The organism is Streptomyces sp. NPDC040405 (assembly GCF_055595765.1).
Genome location: NZ_JBVIVI010000021.1, coordinates 44,497 through 62,809, shown reverse-complemented (window position 1 = coordinate 62,809; position 18,313 = coordinate 44,497). Strand labels below are relative to the sequence as shown.

Below are 18,313 nucleotides of genomic sequence, written 5' to 3'. Positions count from 1 at the left end.
GCGGATGCCGATCTCGTAGCCGATGGCTACGGCGTGGGCCGTGGTTCTGGCTCGCAGTGCGGTCCGCACTCTGGCGATGGGGACCCTCCGGCCGGCCGCTCCCGTCCGTACCCGGGGACGGGAGGCGCTATCAGCGTGATCAGGGCGCTACTTGAGGCACTGATCACGCTGCTATCCCGTATGCCCCTGCGGTCACTGATCGCACTGCTGCCACTGAGAGACAGTAGGCACTGAGGGCACTGAGGGCACGGAGAGCACTGTGCAGCAGTGCGGGAGGTCCTGGTGGTGCAGTCTGCGATCACCCGGTGGCGCCGCAGCGGAAAGGGCCGGCACCTCACGGGATGTGCCGGCCCTCGACGGGATGCTTCTCGCTCACTTATCGGTGTTGCCGCCGCCATCCTTCTTGGGGGGCTTGCGCCCTCCGTGGGCGGTGATCCCTTCGCCCACCTTGTTGGACGTGCCATTCACCCGGCCCCCACCTCCGCTCCCACTGTTTCCGCCGCGGTTGCTGTGAGTGGAGATGCCGCCGCGCACCACGCCGGCGGTGGTGGTGACGGTGCCGGAGGCAGCGCGGCCCCCGCCGCCAACGGCCCGGGCCGACATCCGGGCCACCTTCACCGCGTCACCGGCGCCCGGGATCTTCGCGATGAGGTAGATGGAGGCGCCGAGCGCTATCACGGTGACGGCGAGCCCGGTGGTCACGGCGCTGCGGTCTTCGCTTGTCTCCAGTACGGAGGCGAGTCCGAGCACGATGACGATGACTGGCTCGACCAGAATCAACATGATCATAAATCCGGCCCAGCGTCGTACGTGGCTCCACAGATCGCGGTCAACGAGACCCCCGTAGACCACCACGCCGAGCACGGCGCCGACGTACAGGCCGAGCGCCCGCAGGACGAGGAGCAGCCAGAGCGCGCCGCACAGCGCGATCGTGACCATGGAGACGATGGCGAGCATCAGCGGGCCGCCGCCGACCTTGCCCGCTTTGAGGTCGGCGCCGAGGCTGACGAACAGCCCGCCCGGTTTCGATCCGAACCCTTGGACCAGGCCGTCCGTGACGGCGCTGGTTGCACCGATCACGGTGTAGAGGATGAGCGGGGTGAACGCGCTCGCGCCCACCGCGAGCCACAGCAGGCTGATCGCCTCGCCCATCGCCCGCGTCATCGGCACACCACGCACCGCCCGCTTGACGACTCCGAGCAGCCACAGGATCACCACCAGGACGGTGCTCGCGGCGAAGACGACCGCGTACTGCTGCAGAAAACCCGAATTGGTGAAATCAACAGCGCCTCTGTCGCCGACCACCTTCCCGAGCTGCTGAGCTGTCCACGCCGCAGCACGCGCCATCTGCCTCGCGAGACTCGTCAGCGGGTCGAGGCTTGCCACACCTCCGTCCCCACTCCCGCCTCCGCCGTCCTGGTCGCAGGAGTGGCTGAGCGGGCCGGGTAGCCCGCTGCTGCACGGCTCGGCAAGCAGCATCAGACCTCCCCTCCCTCATAGTTGGTGGTCATGCGCACGGCTCTCCCCCTCAAGGTGGTCGTTCAGTGCATAGTCTGCCGGGCGCGCCGTAGGTGTTGCGCCGCGGTGGTCGCGGATTGGCCAGCCTGGTGCAGTGCGCCAATGGCCTGGTCGGTCTGTGGGGTGCGCGGGTTCATCTGCCCGAGCGCGGCCGCCATCTGCTGCAGAGCGGTGGCCATCTCCTCGGCGACCCGCAGGACGTCGCCGGTCGCGGTGGTGACGGTACGAGGGTGCGCCCACTCGGCGCGGCGGGTGCGCACGTCGCTGACGAGCCGGGCCAGCGCGTCGGCGGCAACGCGGGCGTGCTGAGCAGGATTTTGGGCCACGGGCCTCTCCGGGGTGCGTCATTGCAGGTCGGCTGCGTCCTTGCGGGGACAGGCTTTGAAACACCATGGCACGACGCTGATACTCACGACAGGGCGCGCTGGATGTCTGCCAGCCGGTAGATGGCCGGGCGTTTGGGATCCACCTCGGCGCCGAGCCGACCAGCAGGGATGGCGCTGTCGAGGTCTGCCTTCCGCAGTTCGGCCCGAAGGGTCCGGCCGACCATCAGCAGCCGATTGGGCCGTCCCTCCCATCGCCCCCAGGTGGCCGGCTCGACGGCCGCCAGGTGGTCGGCCAGCTGGCTGATGGTCAGGTACTCCGGGGAACCGTGCACGTCGAACGCTGCGAGGAGCAGCCGGATGATCTCGGGCGTGTTCGGGGGCAGGTCCGTGGTGGTGGCCTCGTCCAGGGGCGGCAGCCCTGCCGCGACCCGGGCCTTGGCGCGGGTCGCGGCCAGGGGCGCGTCAATCTTGGATACGTACCGCAGCACAGGGTGGCGGTGGCGTGGGGTGATGCAGAAGAACTGGCCGGCGTCGGCCGGCTCCCACTCGCCGGGGGAGGCGACCAGCAGATGCGGGAGCCACCCTTTGGAGATGGCGTCGGCCTGTCCGACCACGAGCGGCACGTCGGCCGCGCGGCACGGCATCAGGATACGGACGCCGAACACGTCGGATACCGCGTCGCCCAGCACATCGCTGGTGGAGTCCGGGCTGCACAGCATCAGCGTGATACGGGCCTTGCGGCCGATCCGCAGGAGTTCGAGACCTACTTGCTTCGCACGCTTGGACAGCCGTGACCACTCGTCAACGAAGGCGATGATCGCGGGGCTGGTCTCGCTGATGTCCCAGTTGTCCTGGGTGGGCGGCAGGGCCGCGATCCGGGCCTCGGCGCGGGCCAGCAGGTATTCCAGGAGCTGTTCCGCGTCCTCGCGGTTCAGGGCGCGGCGGGCGGCGCATGGGCCGAGCGGGCCCAGGCCGCGGCCGGTCGGGTCGATATCGATGGCCACAGCGTCCCGGCAGGAGGTGACGTAGTCCGCCATGGTGCGCACCATGGTGGATTTGCCGCCGCCGGTGTCGCTGACGATGAGCACGTGCTGACCGGCCAGCACCACGGGCGTGGTCTCCCCGGCGAGGCTGATCCCGATGCTCACCGGGTCCTTGATCGTGCAGGACAGCGGGGGGCGCTCGGGGATGGGGAGGGGGTTGCTGAACGGGTTGGACGTCAGGATTTGGAGGGTGACGGCCGCGCTGTCCTCGGGGTCGCGGGGCTGCGCCAACAGTCTGTTTGTGCCGATCCTCAGCGTCGTCGCGACCTTTGGCAGAATCCGGACGAGATCGCCGAGTGTCCCCCCGGACAGGACCAGGGGCACGCTCCATCCCCAGTCGGATTGCACTGGCGTCCCCACCTCGCCGATCTGCGCGCGGTCCTTACGCAGAGCGAGGGTGACACTCTCTCGGGCCCGGCGCGGGTCGAGGCCGGCTTCCCGGATGGGGAAGGGCTCCGGCTCCGGCTCCGGCTCCTCCGCCAGCTCGGTATGTGCCGGCGGGGAGGGCGGCACGAACAGCAGCTTGGGGACCGGGGGCCGGCGGGGGGCGGGGTTGCGGCCCTTCGCCCATGCCGCGGCGAGGAAGAGCACGGCGGTCCCGGCAGTCACCACGAGTCCGGCGAGGGCGGACAGCCACCACAGCGCAGCCCAGAGCAGCAGGAGTGCGAGCATCCAGGCCGCGGCCGCGAGATGGCGGCGGTGGCGGACCTGGCCACGCCCGATGGCCAGCATGTTCGGCGTGACCTCGGCATGCTGGAACTCCTTCTGGCCCATCTGCACTTGGAGCTGAGCCCACTGCATCATCCGGTAGGAGATCATCGGGGACGCGCCCATGCCGCCGCCGAAGCCGTACCCGCCATAGCCGCCGTACCCGCCATAGCCGCGGCTGCGCTTTTGCATCTGCATCCGCTGCATCTGCATGTACGTCGCCTGCTTCTGCTGTTGTTTCAGCAGGCCGATGTTCTGCTGTACCTCGGCCGTGGCGCGCTGCTTCATGCCCCGCCACAGCCGGTACTGATCATTCAGGATGTGGTGCGCGATGTGCACGTCCGTCAGATCCGCAGCGCGCCACCAGCGGCCCCACTCGGTGCGCAGATGGCGCACCCCGGCGCCAAGAGTCCCGCTGGCCATATCCGGTTCGTCCCTGCCCTCAGATCGTGGTGATCAGCATGTCGCCAATGGTGTTGCCGCTGGTGCGAATCAGCCCCAGCGCCATCCCGACCAACCCCGCAGATGCCCCCAGGAAAACCCCGACGGCCGCGCCGCGCAGCACCGGCTCCTTGAGGTCGACGCGGCCGGACTTGATCAACCCCGCGTAGAGGGCGACCAGGCACAGCCCCAGGATCGCACCGCCCGTGCCGACCTTTTCGCCGCCGGTCAGCGTCCCCTTGTGCTGCCCCGCTTTGGCGACGGCGCCGGTGGCGCCTTCCAGGGCGTACTGCCCGACTCCGTCACCGAGCGCCGCAGCGGTGCCGCCCATCGCACCCAAGATGCCCCCGCCCAGGAACAGGAGCGCCGCCATAGCGACCCCGCCAAGGAAATGGATCTTGGGTGTGGGGTCGCCCCCCTTCCAGCGGCCGACCTGGTAAAACAGGATCACCAGGCCGAGGACGACCGCGCCGATTCCGCCGGCGGCGGCTCCCGTGTTGTTCATGTCACGCTCCTGTCAGGAAATGGATCACGGCGCGCCCGGCCAGGCGCGCGAGGGCGATGAGGACGGACCAGACGGCCACGGCCACGACCAGGCGCAGCAGGTAGCCGACGTACCGGACGCGCCAGGCCCGGGCGATGACGCGGCCAAGTGCGTACAGCACGTTGCGGATGACGCCCACCAGGACCTCGCCGAGCGGGCCGCCGAGGGGCGTCAGCATGAAAATGCCGAGCACCAGCACGGGGACGAGGATCCAGCCCAGCAGCGCGAAAGGCCCGTCCTCCGTGACGGACTGGGCAACGTTCGAGGCGAGGCTGTCGCCGCTCCAGGTGACGAGCAGCGCGATCAGGATGGCCGGAATGTTGTATTTCAGGCGCAGCCACCGGATGTCGAGGCCGCGCTTCTCGGCTGCCGCGTGAGGATCGGGAAGGTGCGCGACTACGGCTTCGCCGATCGACACGCCGATCTCATGGGCGGCGGCCAGCCCCTCCTGACCGTGCGTCGACCATGTGTCGGCCCACTCCTGGCGCATATCGTCCCAGCGCCAGCGCCGTTGGTCGGCGGAGCCGTCCGGGTCGCCCGGACCGTCCGCGGAGCCGGTTTCCCCGCCCGGGCCCTCCGGGGGGCTTGCTTCCCCGTGCGGGCCGGGCGGAGGTGTCGCTGGAGGCGGGGGTGGCCCTGGCGGTCGAGGGGGGAGACGCCACCACTCCGGCTCACCAGCAGCGCTGTCCGTGCCGGGGGCGGGAGTTTCGGTCTCGCCGGGCGCCGGAGTCGGCTCGGCTTCGCTCGGCATCGACTCGGGCGGGGGCGCCGGGCGCGGAGCAGGCACCTCTGGAGGCAGCGGCCGACGTCCCGAGCTCGGGTCCGCATCTTCGCCACCCGGGGCCGGGCCGTCGCCTATCTCCCCGTTCGTCACGACCGCGCCTTTCATTCGCAAGAGATCTCGGGCGCCGGCTGGTCCTCATGACCGCGGGCGCCCGCGCCTCGATCACCGGTAGCAATCTAATCCGCACATCCCGCAATGAGCACAGGGGTTGCCGCGTGCAACTCCACGCGCCCTCTAGCGCATTCGGCGCACAGTTGCCGCAACTGCACTATGTGCGAACAGAGGTGACTAAATGCTGGAATCGGAACAACGCGACAACCTCAGTCCGTGATCTTGATCAGGACGGGCGGGGTCCGCTCACCGCTGATACTCGTCAGCGACACCACGGCATGCCCCACCGGCAGCTCATTCGCCAGATCACTCGCGGACCAGCGCTGACGCTGCTCGCGTTTCACAGTCACCGACTCCCGCGTCACCGCTTTGCCCGTGACCATGCGCCGCATGCTGTGCATGGCGCGGGTCATCGGCTCATCGGCGCGGATCTCGTGATTCGTGACCGTCCGCGTCTCCACCCACTCATTGCCCCACGCCTCCGCGAAGTGGTGGCCATCCCACGGCGTCACCCCAGAGCACACCATCCGGCACCCCACCGCGCCCAGCAGCGGGCCGCGCAGATGCTCGGGTACATCGGCGAGGGCGGGCAGAGCGAGCATCACCCCGGCGTGTGCGGAGCGCAGACGTTGGAGGCTCCGCAGGGACTGGGGGGTGATGGTCTGGGTGGCGTCGTCCAGCACCAGGTACGCAAGACGCGACTGATCCCGGCGGGCGACGGCGCACTGGGTGAACTGGGCGAGGGCCAGACGCGCGATGATGCGCGACGCCTCGGCGTGGCTCCGCTCGGGCAGGTCGATACGGACCCGCAGCGGATGTTCGAGCGCCTGGAGCGAGAACCGGCGGTACGACGGCTCCGAGGAGGCAGTCTCGGCCGCCGATGGCTCTGGCGTGAAGAACTCGGCGAACACCGGCCGGTCGAGCAGGGCAATGCGCTCGGCCATGAGCGCGGAGACGCCGGCGGACTGCGCGGCCTGCCGCTCGTACGCGTCCAGATCGCGAAGCTGAGCCTCCCGCGCTCCGTCCTGCAGAGCGGCACGGAGCGCATCAAACGCCGAACGCATACCGTCCAGCAGATCCCGCAGCTCCCGCACAGAAGGAAGCCGGCCGTGCGCAGCGCGGAAGGGCCCGAGGAGCTGGGCAAGCGCGGTGGCCGCGCGGCGGCTGTCGCCGCCGGGGAGCACGGTCACCTCATCGCCCACCAGGGCCTCGGCGACCAACGCCGCGGCCTCGTCCGGATCGGTGGTGCCGCCGTAGAGGTCGAGCCCATGGCTGGAGTCGGGGCGGCCGGGCCGGATCACCACGTCGTACGCGGCGTCCGGCAGATGTCCGATGCCCGCCGCGGTGACGCTGACAACGACCGCGTGCCCGGTGAGCGCCTGGAGACACAGCGACTCCACCACGGGGCGCGCCAGCCGGGCGGTGACGACGGACGGAGGACCGACCACGAGCGCCGAGGTGCCCAGCACAGTGGGGTCGACCGCGACGCCGACGCCGCGGTAGTCATGGCGGTTGCGCTCGGTCGCGGCGGCAATGCCCAGGCGGACCTGGCCCAGCGTGAGGTCGTGGTGCGCGGTGCGGGTCGGGAGATCGCGGGCGCCGGATCCATGCGGGTACGCCGCCGCGCCGTTCTGCTGTACGGCGGCCGTGAACGCTGTCACACGCTCGTGGTTGCCTTGGGCGGCCTGCCAGGCCCGCTCAAGCCGGACGTGGTCGACGTCGTTCGCCCGGCCCTCCCGCAGCTCCTCGGTGAGCCGGTCGGCTGCCTCGCTGGCACCGCCGGCCCGAACTTGGGGCCAGGTGACCGGGTCAAGGTGGGGCGGGGGCAGCGGCTGATGCCGGGGCCGCGGTGGAGCACCGTAGGGCAAGCGGCCCCGCTCCGCCCAAGCGATCACGCGGCGCATCGCCTCGGGCCACCGACCCAGGCGCCCGAAGAAGATGACGAACCCGATGATCCAGATGGCGTAGTAGGTGTACGCAGCCCATACGTATTTCATCGAGCCGCCCCAGGAATCCGGGACCAGCACGATGAAGGGCCACACCCAGTAGGGGCCCAAGTATTCATTCCACAGCAGACCCCACAGGATCCACCCGGCGAGCAGGGACAGCAGGGCGCCCGTGGCCAGTTGCCGGGTTGGGACACGGTCCGGATCTTCGGGCTCACGCGGCACATGGCCGCACCGCCAGACGCCCAGCTCGGCGGCGGGCCGGGGCATCCGCAGCCAACCCACCAGCGGCGGCTCCGGCGCCCGCTCCGGTTTAGGCGGCGTCCTCGGGGCAATCGCCGGCGGCCCCTGGGGCCGCGGCGGCGGGACCGCGGCCGCACCGTGCTGCCCCGGGTCGTGATCTGGCTGTGCCGGTCCCCGTGTCCCCTCCACGCGCCTCTCCCCTGATCCCCTGAGCTGATCGCGCACTTCGCCCGGCCAACCTACCCGCCGCATACCGGCCAGCCCCAAAAGGTTTCAGTCGGGGTGTTGGGCCGAACGCGCAGAAAGGGCGGCGAGCACCTGGTCGTCCTCGCCGGGCAGCGCACCGGGTGGTTGGTCCAGTCATCCGCGTCTGAGGGCGCGAGGATATCGATTGGCGCGCCCGGAGGCTGGTCATCAGCGAATCGACCATGGTCTGCCAAGTATCGTGCCGACCATGTTCATCGCCACCATTTCCCCGCGATCGACGGGGAAGAGCACGATCATGGCGTGGTTGCTGCACGCCCTCCATGAGCGCGGCTACCCAGTGACCGGGTTCGATGCAGACGAATCCGAGCAGCTATATCGCTGGTGGGAGGCACGCCCGGACGGCAGTTACCCCTTCGAGGTGCACAAGACGGCGTCCACTCGCTTCCACGAGGAAGCTCCGCTGAAGCTGCCCGAGGGGCACATCGGGGGCGTTGACTGCGGACACCTTGAGAACCACGCCGGGATCGGCTGGAGCGTGCTGCGGGTGGCGGACTTGGCGATCGTGGCGTGCGCGGCGACGAACAGCGATGTTGAGCGCATGGATGAGCTGCCGATGGACTTCTTCATCAACCAAGTGATTCCAAAGCGGGCAGACAAGAAGAAGCCTGAGACCTGGGTGCTGCTCTGCCGTGTGCAGACCGGCAGCACGGTGGCACCCCGGGGTATCCGCAAGACGTTGCTGGCCGACGACTGGAACGTCTTCACGACGGAGATCCCGGCGATCCAGCGGTACGCAAGCACTGCGGAAGGCGTGCCGATCACAGCGCGTGGTACGCACTTTGATGAGCTGGTGACGGAGATGGAGCAGCGGGGGCTGATCAAGAAGTGAGCAGGACAGTCGACCCGGAGGAGCTGCGGCGGCAGCGCAAGGCGCGCCGGGCACAGCAGGCCCAGGAGGCCCAAGCGGCTCAGGAGGTCGGTGAAACCGGCGCGGAGCCTGCTGTGGTGGAGAGGCCCGGGGACGGATCAGGCGTTCCTGTGGTGCAGGACGAGCAGGCCATCGCGCAGGGGCGGCCACAGCCGATGATCCGGCTTGAGGATCTTCCGGCCGCAGTCGATGCACCCGACGCTCACGGCCCTCTCAGCCGCGACGAGGAAGAGCGCTGGGAGCTGTGTCAGCGCAGCTTCGACCAGTACCGACGAGCTTGGTGGGTGGCGGCCAAGGCTCTGGACATCGCGCTACGCGGGCGGCTGTGGCGCGCTGACTACGACACCGCTGAGGCGTTCATCAACGACGTGGCGAAGATGTCGACATCGAACGCTTACCGTCAAATTTCGGGCGCTGATGTAGCGTCCATCCTTGCCGCGCCGCAGCGATTCGAACTTGAATCGAACGATCAGTCCCGCATGCGGGACTCGGAGCCAGCCGCGAGCGAACGGCCCCTCTTGATCAGTCAGCGGGCGGCTGAAGCGCTCACCTATGTGCGCGAGGATTACGGCGCCAACGTCGCGGCAGACGCGTACCGGACGGTGGCCGAAGTCACCGGCAAGGACAAGGTGAGCCAAAAGACGATCACCGGCATCGTGCAGCAGATTCCCCGCAAGGCTGATGTCGAGCTGAACGAAGAAGAACTCGCGGAGAGGGTCCGCGACCTGGCCAAGAAGCAGGCTGAGCAGGAGGCCGCTGACAAGGAGGCGGCCGCCGACCCGATCCAGGCGTTCAAGGCGTACGTGGACGGGGCGCGCGAGTTCTCCCGAAAGACCCGCGGCATGGCGGCGGCTTACAAGAAGGCAGCGAAGGTCGATCAGGCCCGTGCTGACAAGCTGGCCGCGCGATTGCACGACCACATGGCACGCGCCAGCCAGAACTTCCCGGACGTGTAGGCCCGCTCAAACACAAAAGGCCCCGCACCCGGGATCCGTAGATCCGGGGTGCGGGGCCTCGTCGTTGCTGACGCCCCTAGAGCGGGCGGCCGTCGGGGCCGCGGCGCGGCTCCATATCGGCGCGGTCCTCGGCTTCCTGTAGCTGGTCGAGTAGCGCGCGGTACTCCTGTCGTACGTAGGCGCGGGCTCCGCCGGCGGCGTTCCACGTGGGGGAGTCCGGGCCGATCGGTCCGGCGACGTCGTCCTGGTCGTGCTCCAGGTCCCAGGCCAGGAGGGTGTGGGCAGCCTGATCGGCCCATGCGGTGCCCTGGTTGACCTGTATGGCGGGGCGACGCCGAGGTACCAGCTCACCTCGCGGTCGTGGGCGGCCCAGTCGAGCCAGGCGGCCTTGCGGAGCAGGAGGTGGCGGTGGTCGCCGCTGGGCACGGATAGGCCATTGCTGGTGAGGGCGACCGTTGCGCGGCTGTTGATGTCGGCGGCGAGCAGCACCCGCTCGCACTCCTCGTCCGTGAGGGGCGGGGCGCTGGCGTACGCGGTCACGTAGTTCGGCGCGGGGAAGGGCGTCTCCCATGGCTCCCATGCGGCGGCGCACCGGCTGCAGGTGAAGCTGGTGACGTCCGCGCCACCGCCGCTGGAGTAGCGCAGGATGTCGGCCTCCAGCTCGGTGCCGCGGCACTGAGGGCAGCGCACTCCCGGATTGACCAGCTTGATGGGTGGCAGTGGCAAGACAGGCTCCACCCGACCAGCCAGACCGCCGGGCGTCCCGTACGGGACGCCCGGCGGTCTGGCTGGTCGGGTGGAGCGTCGCGTTCAGCGGCGGTGCAGCAGACTGCGGAGGACTGTCCGGCGGGGCGGCGTCCTGGTGGTGAGGGCGTCGGCGAGCAGTTGCTCAACCTGGGTCATCTGCTGTTCCGCGTAGTACTCGGGTTCGCAGTTCGCGCCCAGGCAGACGGGGCAGCCGTGGGGATGGTCGCTGATGTCGGCGGGCACCCGGCAGCCGAGTTCGTCGCAGCTCGGTTCGGTGGGGTCCTCGCCGAGGCCCTGGCAGTAGGGGCAGCGGGTGAACCGGTAGTCGATCGGGGCGCCGCCGGCCAGGTTGCGGTGGAGGGTGGCCAGGCCGCGGATGCCGCGGTCTTTGAGGAGCGCGTCCGCGGTGGGGATCTGGTCGATCAGCGGTGTGTGGTGATGGTCGGCGAGCATGCGTACAGCGGTGCACCAGGCGGGGCTGGTGCGGTCGACCGCCGGGTTGTGGATCAACCAGCCGTTGGGGTCGATTGCCAGAGGACCGGCGGGCGTGGTGAGCGGTAGGCCGTGTGCGATCAGCTCGGCGGTGACGTCGCTGACGCGTCGGTTGATGTAGTCAGGGGATGCCATTTGAGCCCTTCGAACGTGAACCGGCCCGGGGCGAGGCCCCGGGCCGTGAATTGAGAAGGCGAGCAGCGCGTCACACCATGGCGGCGGTGCGGCGCGTGAAGTCGGCGATCAGCACTCCGTGCGGCGGCCGCGCGGAGCGGGTCATCGGCGTCGGTAGTTGCGTGTGGCGAGCACCGTTGTGGTGAGGGCGGCGGCGGTGCCGATCGCTCGGTGAAGTGCCTGGTCGAGTTCCATCAGCGCGGTCCCGGGGCCGCTGATCTCGGCGCGGCCGTTGGGCTTGCGTACGACGGTGCAGTGGTTGATGTAGCCGGTCTTTCCTGCTTTGTTGGCGAGCCAGAGTAGCGGCTTGCGGCGGTCGATGATCAGGTGTGTGGCTGCGTTGATCGCGGCTCCGGCGAGCAGGGCGCCAGCAGGGACGCGGTAGCCGAGTGCGCGGGTCATCGCGACGGTGGAGGCGAGTTGGCCGACGGTGTACGAGGCGACGTGGCGCGCGGCGCAGCGTCGGCCGAGCTTGGTGGCGGTCATGGTCGGCTCGCCGGTGCGGTCGGTCTTCTCGTCCCCGACCGCGGTTCCGTCTCGGTAGACCAGGTGGTCGCCGTAGGTGCCCTTGTGTGCGGCGTCGTTGTCGTTCTGCGCCCATTGATCGAATAGCGGATGCAGTTCCCCGAAGACCGCGGTGAGGGCGCCGAACAGGGCGAGACGGTGTGCGATGGCGGGGCGGTTGGGCGTCATGGGGTGATCTCTCTCCAGTGATCAGGTGGGCCAGTCAGTGGCCGCTGGGCGGGTGGAGTGGCCGGCTTTGTGGGCTGTCCGACTCCCCTCACCACCCGTGCCGTGACGGGTGGATCGGGCAGCACGTCAGACCGCGTAGTCGGGCGCATCGCACTGAAGGCACAGCGGGTCGTCGGGCAACTTGCCGGTCTGCCCGGTGTAGACGTGCAGTAGGTCCTGGGCGCCGGCGACCCGGGCCCACAGCGCCCGGCCGCAGTCCGGGCAGGTGTCGCTGTCGATTCGGGCCTGCCAGTGGTGATCGAACGGCTCGCCGTCGTCCGACCAGCGCGCGACGACGGCTCGCCCAGCGACCGCGAAGGTGCCGCGGCTGTCCTCGCTGCTGGCGTCGAAGGTGAAGGTGTTGGCGAGGTCCGAGCCGAACGTCGCGCGGACATCGGCCAAGGTGTCGAGGCCGGCGGCCGCGGAGCGTTCCAAGAGCAGCCGCATCAGGTCCAGACGGTCGGCGTCGTAGACCTGATCGAATTGCTCGCTCAGCAGTTGCTGCCCGCTGGGCACGCCCTGGTGCTGCCGCTCGATGATGTGCGGGGGCACCTGCCGGTTTGCGGGCCTGGTCGCCTGGCGGATCTGGCAGGCCGCCAACGAGGTGCGGGCCACGATCGCTACGGCGGGCATCTCATGGCTGTGGGCCCGATTGACCAGGCTGACGCGGTGGAGTTCGTTGGTGTTGGTGCAGTCGATCACCGTCGGCTTGCGGTGCTGGAGGCGGCCGGCGAGCGCCGCGTCGAAGACGGCCACCGCGGCCGACGTCGCTGCCTGCGATCCGGCGTCGTCGGCCACTCGGGCCCGGCAGACGTCGAGCGACAGCCGCCAGCTGCGCGGGAAGGCGGCAGCGATGTGCGACTTACCGCTGCCGGCCGCGCCGATGAGGACGATGACGCCGGTCTCGGGGAGCGGCAGGGGGTAGCTCATCAGGCGGTCTCCTTGACTGTGAGAGTGACCAGGCGGCCGATCCGGACAGCGGTGTGTCCGGCGTGGGTGGCACCCGGAGGCAGATGGATGGTGCGGTACGGGGCGATCTCCCACGCGGCCGCGGGGAGGTCGACGGCGCCCAGCTGCGGGAGCAAGCGGGGCGCCAGGGCCGCGTCCAGCAGGTAGAGGGCGAGGTGGAGTTCGTAGCGGGCCGCGGGCTCGCGGCCCTGGGGGGTGTTCGCGGCGGCGGCGTAGTCCCACAGCGGCCGCGTCGCGGTTCCCGGGTCGGCGTAGCGGGTGACCGGCTGGTGAAGGCCCCACGCGGGGTCAAGGCCAGGGTGGTCGGGCGCGGCGGTAGCGATGATCGCCGCGCGGCCGCCGCCGGGCATGGGCTGGGTGGTGTAGAGCAGGATGTACGCGCCCCAGTCGGGGCCGGCTCCTCCGCCGGTCCGGGCGAGGGTGACGCGGCCGGTTCCGAGGATCGGGTCCGGCGTGGTGCCGCTGTCGGCGGTGCGCGATGTGTGCCGCGTGCCGGTCGTACGGGCGGGGGCGCTCACCGCGCCCAGTACCAGTGGTCAAGGTCGTAGGCCGCGAGGATCGACAGCCCCAGCGTTTCCCGCTGCTCGTGCTCGTCTTCGACCAGGACCTCGGCGCTGGTACGGCGGACCACGTACAGCTGCGCGGGCAACTGGGCGGGGTCGTTGTCCGGCCGCAGGGTCCATAGCTGTCCGGCGTCCGCGAGGATCCACGGGTCACCGGCGGCCGCGGCCAAGCACACCATGCGCTCGGCCGTCTCGTGGGGTATGAGGTCTTGGCTGGTGAGGTCGTATATCCGGTCCGCCAGGAACTGCCCGGCGTGATCGGGACCGATGAGGTCGCTGAGGGTGATCGCTCGGGGATCGGGCATGATGGTGACTTCCTTCTCGCCCCCGTGGGGCGGGTTCGGATCCCGGGGGCCGTGGAGTGCAGCCACACGAGGCGGCCACCCGGGCGCGCGAAGGGCCCTGCCGGATATCCGGTAGGGCCCTTCACCGTTGTCAGGACTGGTCAGGGTTCAGCAACCCCAGTTCAGGGGCGGTTTCGAGGGCTGGTTTTGGTGCGGCTGGGGAGTTGCAGGGTCATGACTGCTGGTTGAGGTGGTCGAGAGCGGCCTGGAGCAGTGGGCGATGCGCGGCGTAGAGGGTGCGTCCGGCTGCGGTGACCGCTGCCGTGAGCTGGTCGAGGGAGCCGAACGGGAACCAGCCCGCGTCGGCGGCGTCGTCGCCGGCGGTGGCGGTGATCTGCGTGGGCAGCTGGTAGAGCGCGCTGGTGGAGGCGACCCAGGCGTGGTCGGTGGTGCGCCAGTCGTCGACGACCTGGCGGCCGAGGATGGTGGGCTGCTGGTCGGTGAGGTCGATTCCGGTCTCCTCGCGCAGCTCTCGCCGCAGGGTGGCCGGAGCGGTCTCGCCGGGTTCGGTCATGCCGCCTGGGATGGCCTCGACGCCGATGTCGTCGCGGGTGATCAGCAGCACCCACCGCTGCTCACCGGTTCCGGCGACCACGATGGGGTCGGCGGCGGCGTTCTCACCCCACCGGCCAAGATTCCGTCCGGTGCGGCCGGTGCGCCCGTGCGGGTGCAGCGGCCAGCCCTGCTCAAGTTCGAAGGGCACCAGAGCGTGGGCCTGCCGCTCGGCCCAGTCGTGCACCAGGTCCGGTGTGGCGTGCCGCTCGGCCCAGCCGGGCACGTGCTGGGTCAGCGCCTGTGGCCGCAGCTCGGGCGGCGTGATGTTCACCGGTGCGTACCCCGGCCAGCTCACCGACCAGCTGCGCCGATCCTCGGGCACGGTCACACCGGGGTGGTCGACCGGGACGTAGCGGTCCGGGTCGAGGGCCACGACGTCAGCGGTGTAGCGGGTCTCATTCATGATTTCTCCTATTCGGGCTGGTGCGTGCGGCCCGTCTCACGTAGCGATACAGGGGGTCAGAAACTGGCGCTCAGGTCAGAGACATGGAGACGTCCGCGGTCTGCCATTTGGCCGCAAGTACGTCGTAGACCTCGGCAGGGGCGGTGCAGCCGATGACAGCCAGGGCTCGCCCCACTGCCAGCTCGCCCTTGCGGCGGGAGGTGATGTCGTCGGCGAGGTGGACGACCGCGGACCCGGTGGTGTCGGAGATGGTCACCCGGCGGTAGGAGTGATGCCGGTTGTAGGACACGGCCGTGATCAGGCCCTGGACGTGGACCAGGGCGCCCGCCGGCGCGGTGTGCAGGGACGGGAGGAGCCCGACAGTGGGCGCCGGTTCCGTGGCGGGGCGGCACTGCGGGACCAAGGGCTGATCGGTCTGCAGGGTGACGAGCTGCTGGGGCATGCAGGTTCTCCTTTTCGACGTGAGCGCGCGAGTTGCACGCAGAGCCCCCGGCCCGTCTCGAACGGGCCGCCCACCATGGGGCGGGGGCTTCCTCCTGTCAGCGGAGGTGACTGGGACGGCCGCAGAACGGCCAGCCGGATGACCGGGACGATGACGCACTGCGCCCCGTCGGGCGGGGCGCAGCGGTGGTCAGTCCCGTCGGTGCAGGCAGCGCTCGGCGAGTGCGAACGCCAGCCGGACCGCTGGCGCGCCCGCTAGGACGGCGGCCGCGGTGACGGCGACCTTGATCGTGGCGATCACCATGAGCAGCACCCCGCAGATCGCGGCTGCGACGGCCAGGACCAGGAGGGCGAGGTCGGGGTAGGACCGGGTCGACCGCGCCGGACCCGGGTGCGGCGGCGGGTCGCAGCCGGGCGGGAGCGGGTTGGTCGGGAAGTCGTGTCGATGGCCGCTTACGCCGCCTTTCCGAAGGTCTCGGCGAGCGGGGCGATGGTCTTGCGGATCGCGAAGGCGATCGGGGCGAGCACTGGGCGTCGACGGCCGCGGCGGGTCCGGCCCTTGTCCCGGTACATGGCGCGGTCGGCGGCGCCCAAGGCCGAGGACAGGGTCGGTTCGGCGAGGTCGGCCAAGCGGGCGACGCCCAGCGAGGCGCCGGGCCGCAGTATCTGCCCGGCGTGCTCGACCGGTTGGACCAGCGCGGTCCGCAGCGTCGTCAGCGCGTCCGCGGCAAGGCTCGCCATGGCGATGACGAACTCATCGCCCCCGAGCCGACCGGCGGCCGCGGCTCCGGCCCGGCCGCACCAGGCGGCCAGACGTTCGCCGGTCGCGGCGATCACCGCGTCGCCGGCGGCATGACCAAACCGGTCGTTGATCTCCTTAAAGCCGTCGAGGTCGATGAGGATCACGGCGGCGCCGGGGCGGCGGATGATCCGGCGGGCGCGGCGACTCCACCCCTCGCGGGTGAGCAGGCTCGACAGCGGATCGTGTCGTACGGCGGTCAGCCGTCGGTGCAGTAGACCCGCGTGCACGGCCCATCCGGTGGCCGGTATGGCAGCGGCGGACAGTAATGCCTCCAGCATCACCGGGCCTCCCCGTGCGGCTGCACGACCACGTATCGGTCGCCGCGGGCGGCGTAGTGGACATGGGCGCCCGGGCCGCTGGCCGCGGCCGCGCGGTCGGCCTCGCCCAGGGCGCGCGGGTCGCCCGCGCTGTACAGGGCGATCCGCTCGGCGGGGCGGCCGGCGCAGTCCCGGCAGCTGGGTGTGCTGACCGGCGCGGGCGGTACCGCGGTGGTTGCGGTCGTGGTCGTGGGTGTGGTCATCTCGTGTCGCTCCTCGTGGAGTTGATGGGGCGCGCCCGGTGCTTGCAGGCGGAAGGGCGCGCCTCGCGTGCGTCATCGGTTGGTCAGGCGGCCAGCTGGTGACCGCTGGAGGGTGCGATGTACGTGTCGGGGTCGGCAGGGGTGCCGTCGTGGCACTCCAGGCAGATGCCGAGCGACGTCGAAAGACAGTGGTGGAAACGGCGGCGGCACTCGGGACAGGTCTGCCGGGCGGCCATCGCCTTGTCCAGCGCCTCCTCCTTGGCCAAGGTCATGGGGATCTTTGGCTTGGCCAAGTCGATGTCGTAGAGCGCCGCTTTGTGGGTGCATTCAGTGAGCGGCCGGTATGAGCACCGGCGGCACTTGAGTTCTGCGACCGGATCGTGTCCGCCGGGGCGTAGTTCTGCCGCGCGTAGCTGGCGCCTGGTCAGCAGGCCCTCGGGAGCGTTGTTCCAGTCGTATTCCGGGAGAGCGCCGGACGGCTTGCGGGTGTAGATCTCGACGTCCCGGACGGGCGGCCTGGCGGCGGGGGGTAAGGCGGCGGGCCGTTTCGAGGGCGCCATGGATGCCTCCTGATGATGATGTGAGCGGGTGGCGTCCAGCCCGCCTTGGCGGTCAGCCGGTCTCGGGTAGCAGGTGGTGGTCCGTCGCGGGCTCGGTGCTGGTGTCCGGCTTCGGAACCGCGCGCAGGTGTCGGCGGGGGCGGTCGTAATCCCAGCCGCAGAGCGCCTCAGCGAGGACCCGGCGGTGCTCGGCTGCCACGTGACCGGGAGTGCGAGGCTGGGCCTGTTCGGGGGGCTCGGGAGTGGGCGAGGGCGGTACGCCGTCGCCGAAGGTTCCCGTGGGCAGCTCCTCGCTCAACAGCCGCTCCAGCGGCGTCACGGCCGAGCCTCCATGTCCGCGGTCTTGTCCTTGGTCTCCTGGCCAGCGGCAAGGGCACGGCGACGGACCAGCGCGCACCGCTCAGTCCACGCGGCCGCCGCTTCGGCCGGCGGGGTGCCGCGCAGGGCCGCGGTGTAGAGCCAGCGGTCGCGCTGGGCGTCGGAGTGCGCCGTGGCGTATCCGGCGGCGATGAGGGCCTGCCAGGTGCCGGGGGTGTGCTGGTCGCGGCAGGTCTGGCACAGCGGTTGGTCGATGGGCTGGCCAGTCGCGATGGCGCCTTCACCGGGGCCGCACGCAAAGCACCGCACGAACGCGTCACCGTCATCCCGCTGCCGGGCGGACCGCATCTTGTAGACGCAGACGCGGTAGACGTCGGCGCTGGGCCACTGGGTGGGGCAGTAGCGGCAGCGGCGTACCGGCGACCAGCCGATGCGGCCGGGCGAGCACCTGTATTGGGTGGCCCGGCTGACCCTGCCGCAGTTGGGGCACTCCTCCTCTATGGCTACGTCCTCGGTCTCCAGCCACTCGGCGTTCACGATCGTGACGGGCTGGGCGTGGGGGGTGCTGTCGGCCGTCTCCTCAAGCTGCCAGGGGCAGTAGTCGCCGCCGGGAACGGCACGTGCCCAGGTGCGGCGGATCCCTCGGTACAGGTTGTCGAGGGCGGGGCCGGGGAGGATGCGCTGGCCGTAGATGGTCCGGTACTGGGCGGAGGTAGCGGCCAGGATCGTGCGCTCGTCCGGCTGGCCGAGCATGATCAGCGCCTCTTCGCACTCGCCGACCGCGACGACGGGCACCCCGTGGAAGGGCGTGAAGCCCGGAGCGTCGCTCAGCGAGAACGGCTGTTGGTCGATGTCGAGGGTGGTCACGGGTTCTCCGTTCGGCATGCGAGTTGGAGCCCCGGCCGGGCCGCTCGCGGGCAGGCACAGGCCGCGGGCCG

At 70.4% G+C, this 18,313-nt stretch carries 21 protein-coding genes; 2 read left to right on the top strand and 19 right to left on the bottom strand.

Annotated features, from left to right (window positions below; translation table 11 throughout):
• Positions 1-372: 372 nt before the first annotated feature.
• The 6 genes from ACZ59A_RS42620 to ACZ59A_RS42595 all read right to left on the bottom strand — a co-directional run bounded on the left by ACZ59A_RS42620 (position 373) and on the right by ACZ59A_RS42595 (position 7,916).
• Entirely contained in the window at positions 373-1,386 is a 1,014-nt protein-coding gene (locus ACZ59A_RS42620; protein ID WP_470970646.1) for a hypothetical protein, read from the bottom strand.
• A gap of 155 nt (positions 1,387-1,541) precedes the next feature.
• A complete protein-coding gene (locus ACZ59A_RS42615) occupies positions 1,542-1,844 on the bottom strand; it encodes a hypothetical protein (protein WP_470970643.1) in 303 nt (100 codons plus the stop codon).
• A gap of 83 nt (positions 1,845-1,927) precedes the next feature.
• The gene (locus ACZ59A_RS42610; protein WP_470970641.1) at positions 1,928-4,018 is read right to left on the bottom strand and encodes a hypothetical protein; all 2,091 of its coding nucleotides are present in this window, start codon (positions 4,016-4,018) and stop codon (positions 1,928-1,930) included.
• A 19-nt stretch (positions 4,019-4,037) separates the two neighbouring features.
• Positions 4,038-4,541: a hypothetical protein gene (locus ACZ59A_RS42605; protein WP_470970638.1), complete on the bottom strand. Its 504-nt coding sequence runs from the start codon at positions 4,539-4,541 to the stop codon at positions 4,038-4,040.
• 1 nt (position 4,542) lies between these two features.
• Complete coding sequence (locus ACZ59A_RS42600; protein WP_470970636.1) at positions 4,543-5,070, bottom strand: hypothetical protein; 528 nt, start codon at positions 5,068-5,070, stop codon at positions 4,543-4,545.
• A 614-nt stretch (positions 5,071-5,684) separates the two neighbouring features.
• On the bottom strand, positions 5,685-7,916 hold the full coding sequence (locus tag ACZ59A_RS42595; protein ID WP_470970634.1) for an ATP-binding protein: 2,232 nt from the start codon (positions 7,914-7,916) through the stop codon (positions 5,685-5,687).
• Between the two features lie 202 nt (positions 7,917-8,118).
• Between ACZ59A_RS42595 and ACZ59A_RS42590 the strand changes: the two genes are divergently transcribed.
• Both ACZ59A_RS42590 and ACZ59A_RS42585 read left to right on the top strand, forming a co-directional pair.
• Positions 8,119-8,760, top strand: a complete 642-nt coding sequence (locus ACZ59A_RS42590; protein ID WP_470970631.1) for a ParA family protein — start codon at positions 8,119-8,121, stop codon at positions 8,758-8,760.
• Entirely contained in the window at positions 8,757-9,755 is a 999-nt protein-coding gene (locus tag ACZ59A_RS42585) for a hypothetical protein (RefSeq protein ID WP_470970629.1), read from the top strand. Before ACZ59A_RS42590 ends, ACZ59A_RS42585 begins: the two co-directional genes overlap by 4 nt.
• 6 nt (positions 9,756-9,761) lie before the next feature.
• On the opposite strand, the gene ACZ59A_RS42580 is transcribed toward ACZ59A_RS42585, so the two are convergent.
• The 13 genes from ACZ59A_RS42580 to ACZ59A_RS42520 all read right to left on the bottom strand — a co-directional run bounded on the left by ACZ59A_RS42580 (position 9,762) and on the right by ACZ59A_RS42520 (position 18,242).
• Positions 9,762-10,481, bottom strand: coding sequence for a hypothetical protein (locus ACZ59A_RS42580; protein ID WP_470970627.1), 720 nt, complete (start codon positions 10,479-10,481; stop codon positions 9,762-9,764).
• Positions 10,482-10,565: 84 nt separating this feature from the next.
• Entirely contained in the window at positions 10,566-11,129 is a 564-nt protein-coding gene (locus ACZ59A_RS42575) for a hypothetical protein (RefSeq protein ID WP_470970624.1), read from the bottom strand.
• A gap of 141 nt (positions 11,130-11,270) precedes the next feature.
• A complete protein-coding gene (locus ACZ59A_RS42570; RefSeq protein ID WP_470970622.1) occupies positions 11,271-11,861 on the bottom strand; it encodes a hypothetical protein in 591 nt (196 codons plus the stop codon).
• A 126-nt stretch (positions 11,862-11,987) separates the two neighbouring features.
• Entirely contained in the window at positions 11,988-12,830 is an 843-nt protein-coding gene (locus ACZ59A_RS42565) for an AAA family ATPase (RefSeq protein ID WP_470970620.1), read from the bottom strand.
• Positions 12,830-13,387, bottom strand: a complete 558-nt coding sequence (locus tag ACZ59A_RS42560) for a hypothetical protein (RefSeq protein WP_470970617.1) — start codon at positions 13,385-13,387, stop codon at positions 12,830-12,832. The genes ACZ59A_RS42565 and ACZ59A_RS42560 overlap by 1 nt, the downstream gene beginning before the upstream one ends.
• Complete coding sequence (locus ACZ59A_RS42555; protein WP_470970615.1) at positions 13,384-13,737, bottom strand: hypothetical protein; 354 nt, start codon at positions 13,735-13,737, stop codon at positions 13,384-13,386. Before ACZ59A_RS42555 ends, ACZ59A_RS42560 begins: the two co-directional genes overlap by 4 nt.
• Before the next feature lie 211 nt (positions 13,738-13,948).
• A complete protein-coding gene (locus tag ACZ59A_RS42550) occupies positions 13,949-14,734 on the bottom strand; it encodes an NUDIX domain-containing protein (protein ID WP_470970613.1) in 786 nt (261 codons plus the stop codon).
• 70 nt (positions 14,735-14,804) lie between these two features.
• Positions 14,805-15,176, bottom strand: coding sequence for a hypothetical protein (locus ACZ59A_RS42545; protein ID WP_470970611.1), 372 nt, complete (start codon positions 15,174-15,176; stop codon positions 14,805-14,807).
• 452 nt (positions 15,177-15,628) lie between these two features.
• A complete protein-coding gene (locus ACZ59A_RS42540; RefSeq protein WP_470970609.1) occupies positions 15,629-16,255 on the bottom strand; it encodes a GGDEF domain-containing protein in 627 nt (208 codons plus the stop codon).
• Positions 16,255-16,497 carry a hypothetical protein gene (locus ACZ59A_RS42535; protein ID WP_470970606.1) on the bottom strand — a complete coding sequence of 81 codons (243 nt, stop codon included), beginning with the start codon at positions 16,495-16,497 and terminating at the stop codon, positions 16,255-16,257. Before ACZ59A_RS42535 ends, ACZ59A_RS42540 begins: the two co-directional genes overlap by 1 nt.
• 83 nt (positions 16,498-16,580) lie before the next feature.
• Positions 16,581-17,057: an RRQRL motif-containing zinc-binding protein gene (locus tag ACZ59A_RS42530; protein WP_470970604.1), complete on the bottom strand. Its 477-nt coding sequence runs from the start codon at positions 17,055-17,057 to the stop codon at positions 16,581-16,583.
• A gap of 52 nt (positions 17,058-17,109) precedes the next feature.
• Positions 17,110-17,376 carry a hypothetical protein gene (locus ACZ59A_RS42525; RefSeq protein ID WP_470970602.1) on the bottom strand — a complete coding sequence of 89 codons (267 nt, stop codon included), beginning with the start codon at positions 17,374-17,376 and terminating at the stop codon, positions 17,110-17,112.
• Positions 17,373-18,242, bottom strand: coding sequence for a hypothetical protein (locus ACZ59A_RS42520; RefSeq protein ID WP_470970600.1), 870 nt, complete (start codon positions 18,240-18,242; stop codon positions 17,373-17,375). The genes ACZ59A_RS42525 and ACZ59A_RS42520 overlap by 4 nt, the downstream gene beginning before the upstream one ends.
• Positions 18,243-18,313: the final 71 nt, after the last annotated feature.

What these genes read in the sequence shown, in the direction of transcription:
- ACZ59A_RS42600 (WP_470970636.1), bottom strand. Translation starts at nt 5,070, where the DNA reads ATGCGCCAGGAGTGGGCCGACACATGGTCGACGCACGGTCAGGAGGGG.
- ACZ59A_RS42540 (WP_470970609.1), bottom strand. Translation starts at nt 16,255, where the DNA reads ATGCTGGAGGCATTACTGTCCGCCGCTGCCATACCGGCCACCGGATGG.
- ACZ59A_RS42550 (WP_470970613.1), bottom strand. Translation starts at nt 14,734, where the DNA reads ATGAATGAGACCCGCTACACCGCTGACGTCGTGGCCCTCGACCCGGAC.
- ACZ59A_RS42530 (WP_470970604.1), bottom strand. Translation starts at nt 17,057, where the DNA reads ATGGCGCCCTCGAAACGGCCCGCCGCCTTACCCCCCGCCGCCAGGCCG.
- ACZ59A_RS42605 (WP_470970638.1), bottom strand. Translation starts at nt 4,541, where the DNA reads ATGAACAACACGGGAGCCGCCGCCGGCGGAATCGGCGCGGTCGTCCTC.
- ACZ59A_RS42555 (WP_470970615.1), bottom strand. Translation starts at nt 13,737, where the DNA reads ATGCCCGATCCCCGAGCGATCACCCTCAGCGACCTCATCGGTCCCGAT.
- ACZ59A_RS42545 (WP_470970611.1), bottom strand. Translation starts at nt 15,176, where the DNA reads ATGCCCCAGCAGCTCGTCACCCTGCAGACCGATCAGCCCTTGGTCCCG.
- ACZ59A_RS42595 (WP_470970634.1), bottom strand. Translation starts at nt 7,916, where the DNA reads ATGCGGCGGGTAGGTTGGCCGGGCGAAGTGCGCGATCAGCTCAGGGGA.
- ACZ59A_RS42590 (WP_470970631.1), top strand. Translation starts at nt 8,119, where the DNA reads ATGTTCATCGCCACCATTTCCCCGCGATCGACGGGGAAGAGCACGATC.
- ACZ59A_RS42535 (WP_470970606.1), bottom strand. Translation starts at nt 16,497, where the DNA reads ATGACCACACCCACGACCACGACCGCAACCACCGCGGTACCGCCCGCG.
- ACZ59A_RS42610 (WP_470970641.1), bottom strand. Translation starts at nt 4,018, where the DNA reads ATGGCCAGCGGGACTCTTGGCGCCGGGGTGCGCCATCTGCGCACCGAG.
- ACZ59A_RS42565 (WP_470970620.1), bottom strand. Translation starts at nt 12,830, where the DNA reads ATGAGCTACCCCCTGCCGCTCCCCGAGACCGGCGTCATCGTCCTCATC.
- ACZ59A_RS42570 (WP_470970622.1), bottom strand. Translation starts at nt 11,861, where the DNA reads ATGACGCCCAACCGCCCCGCCATCGCACACCGTCTCGCCCTGTTCGGC.
- ACZ59A_RS42575 (WP_470970624.1), bottom strand. Translation starts at nt 11,129, where the DNA reads ATGGCATCCCCTGACTACATCAACCGACGCGTCAGCGACGTCACCGCC.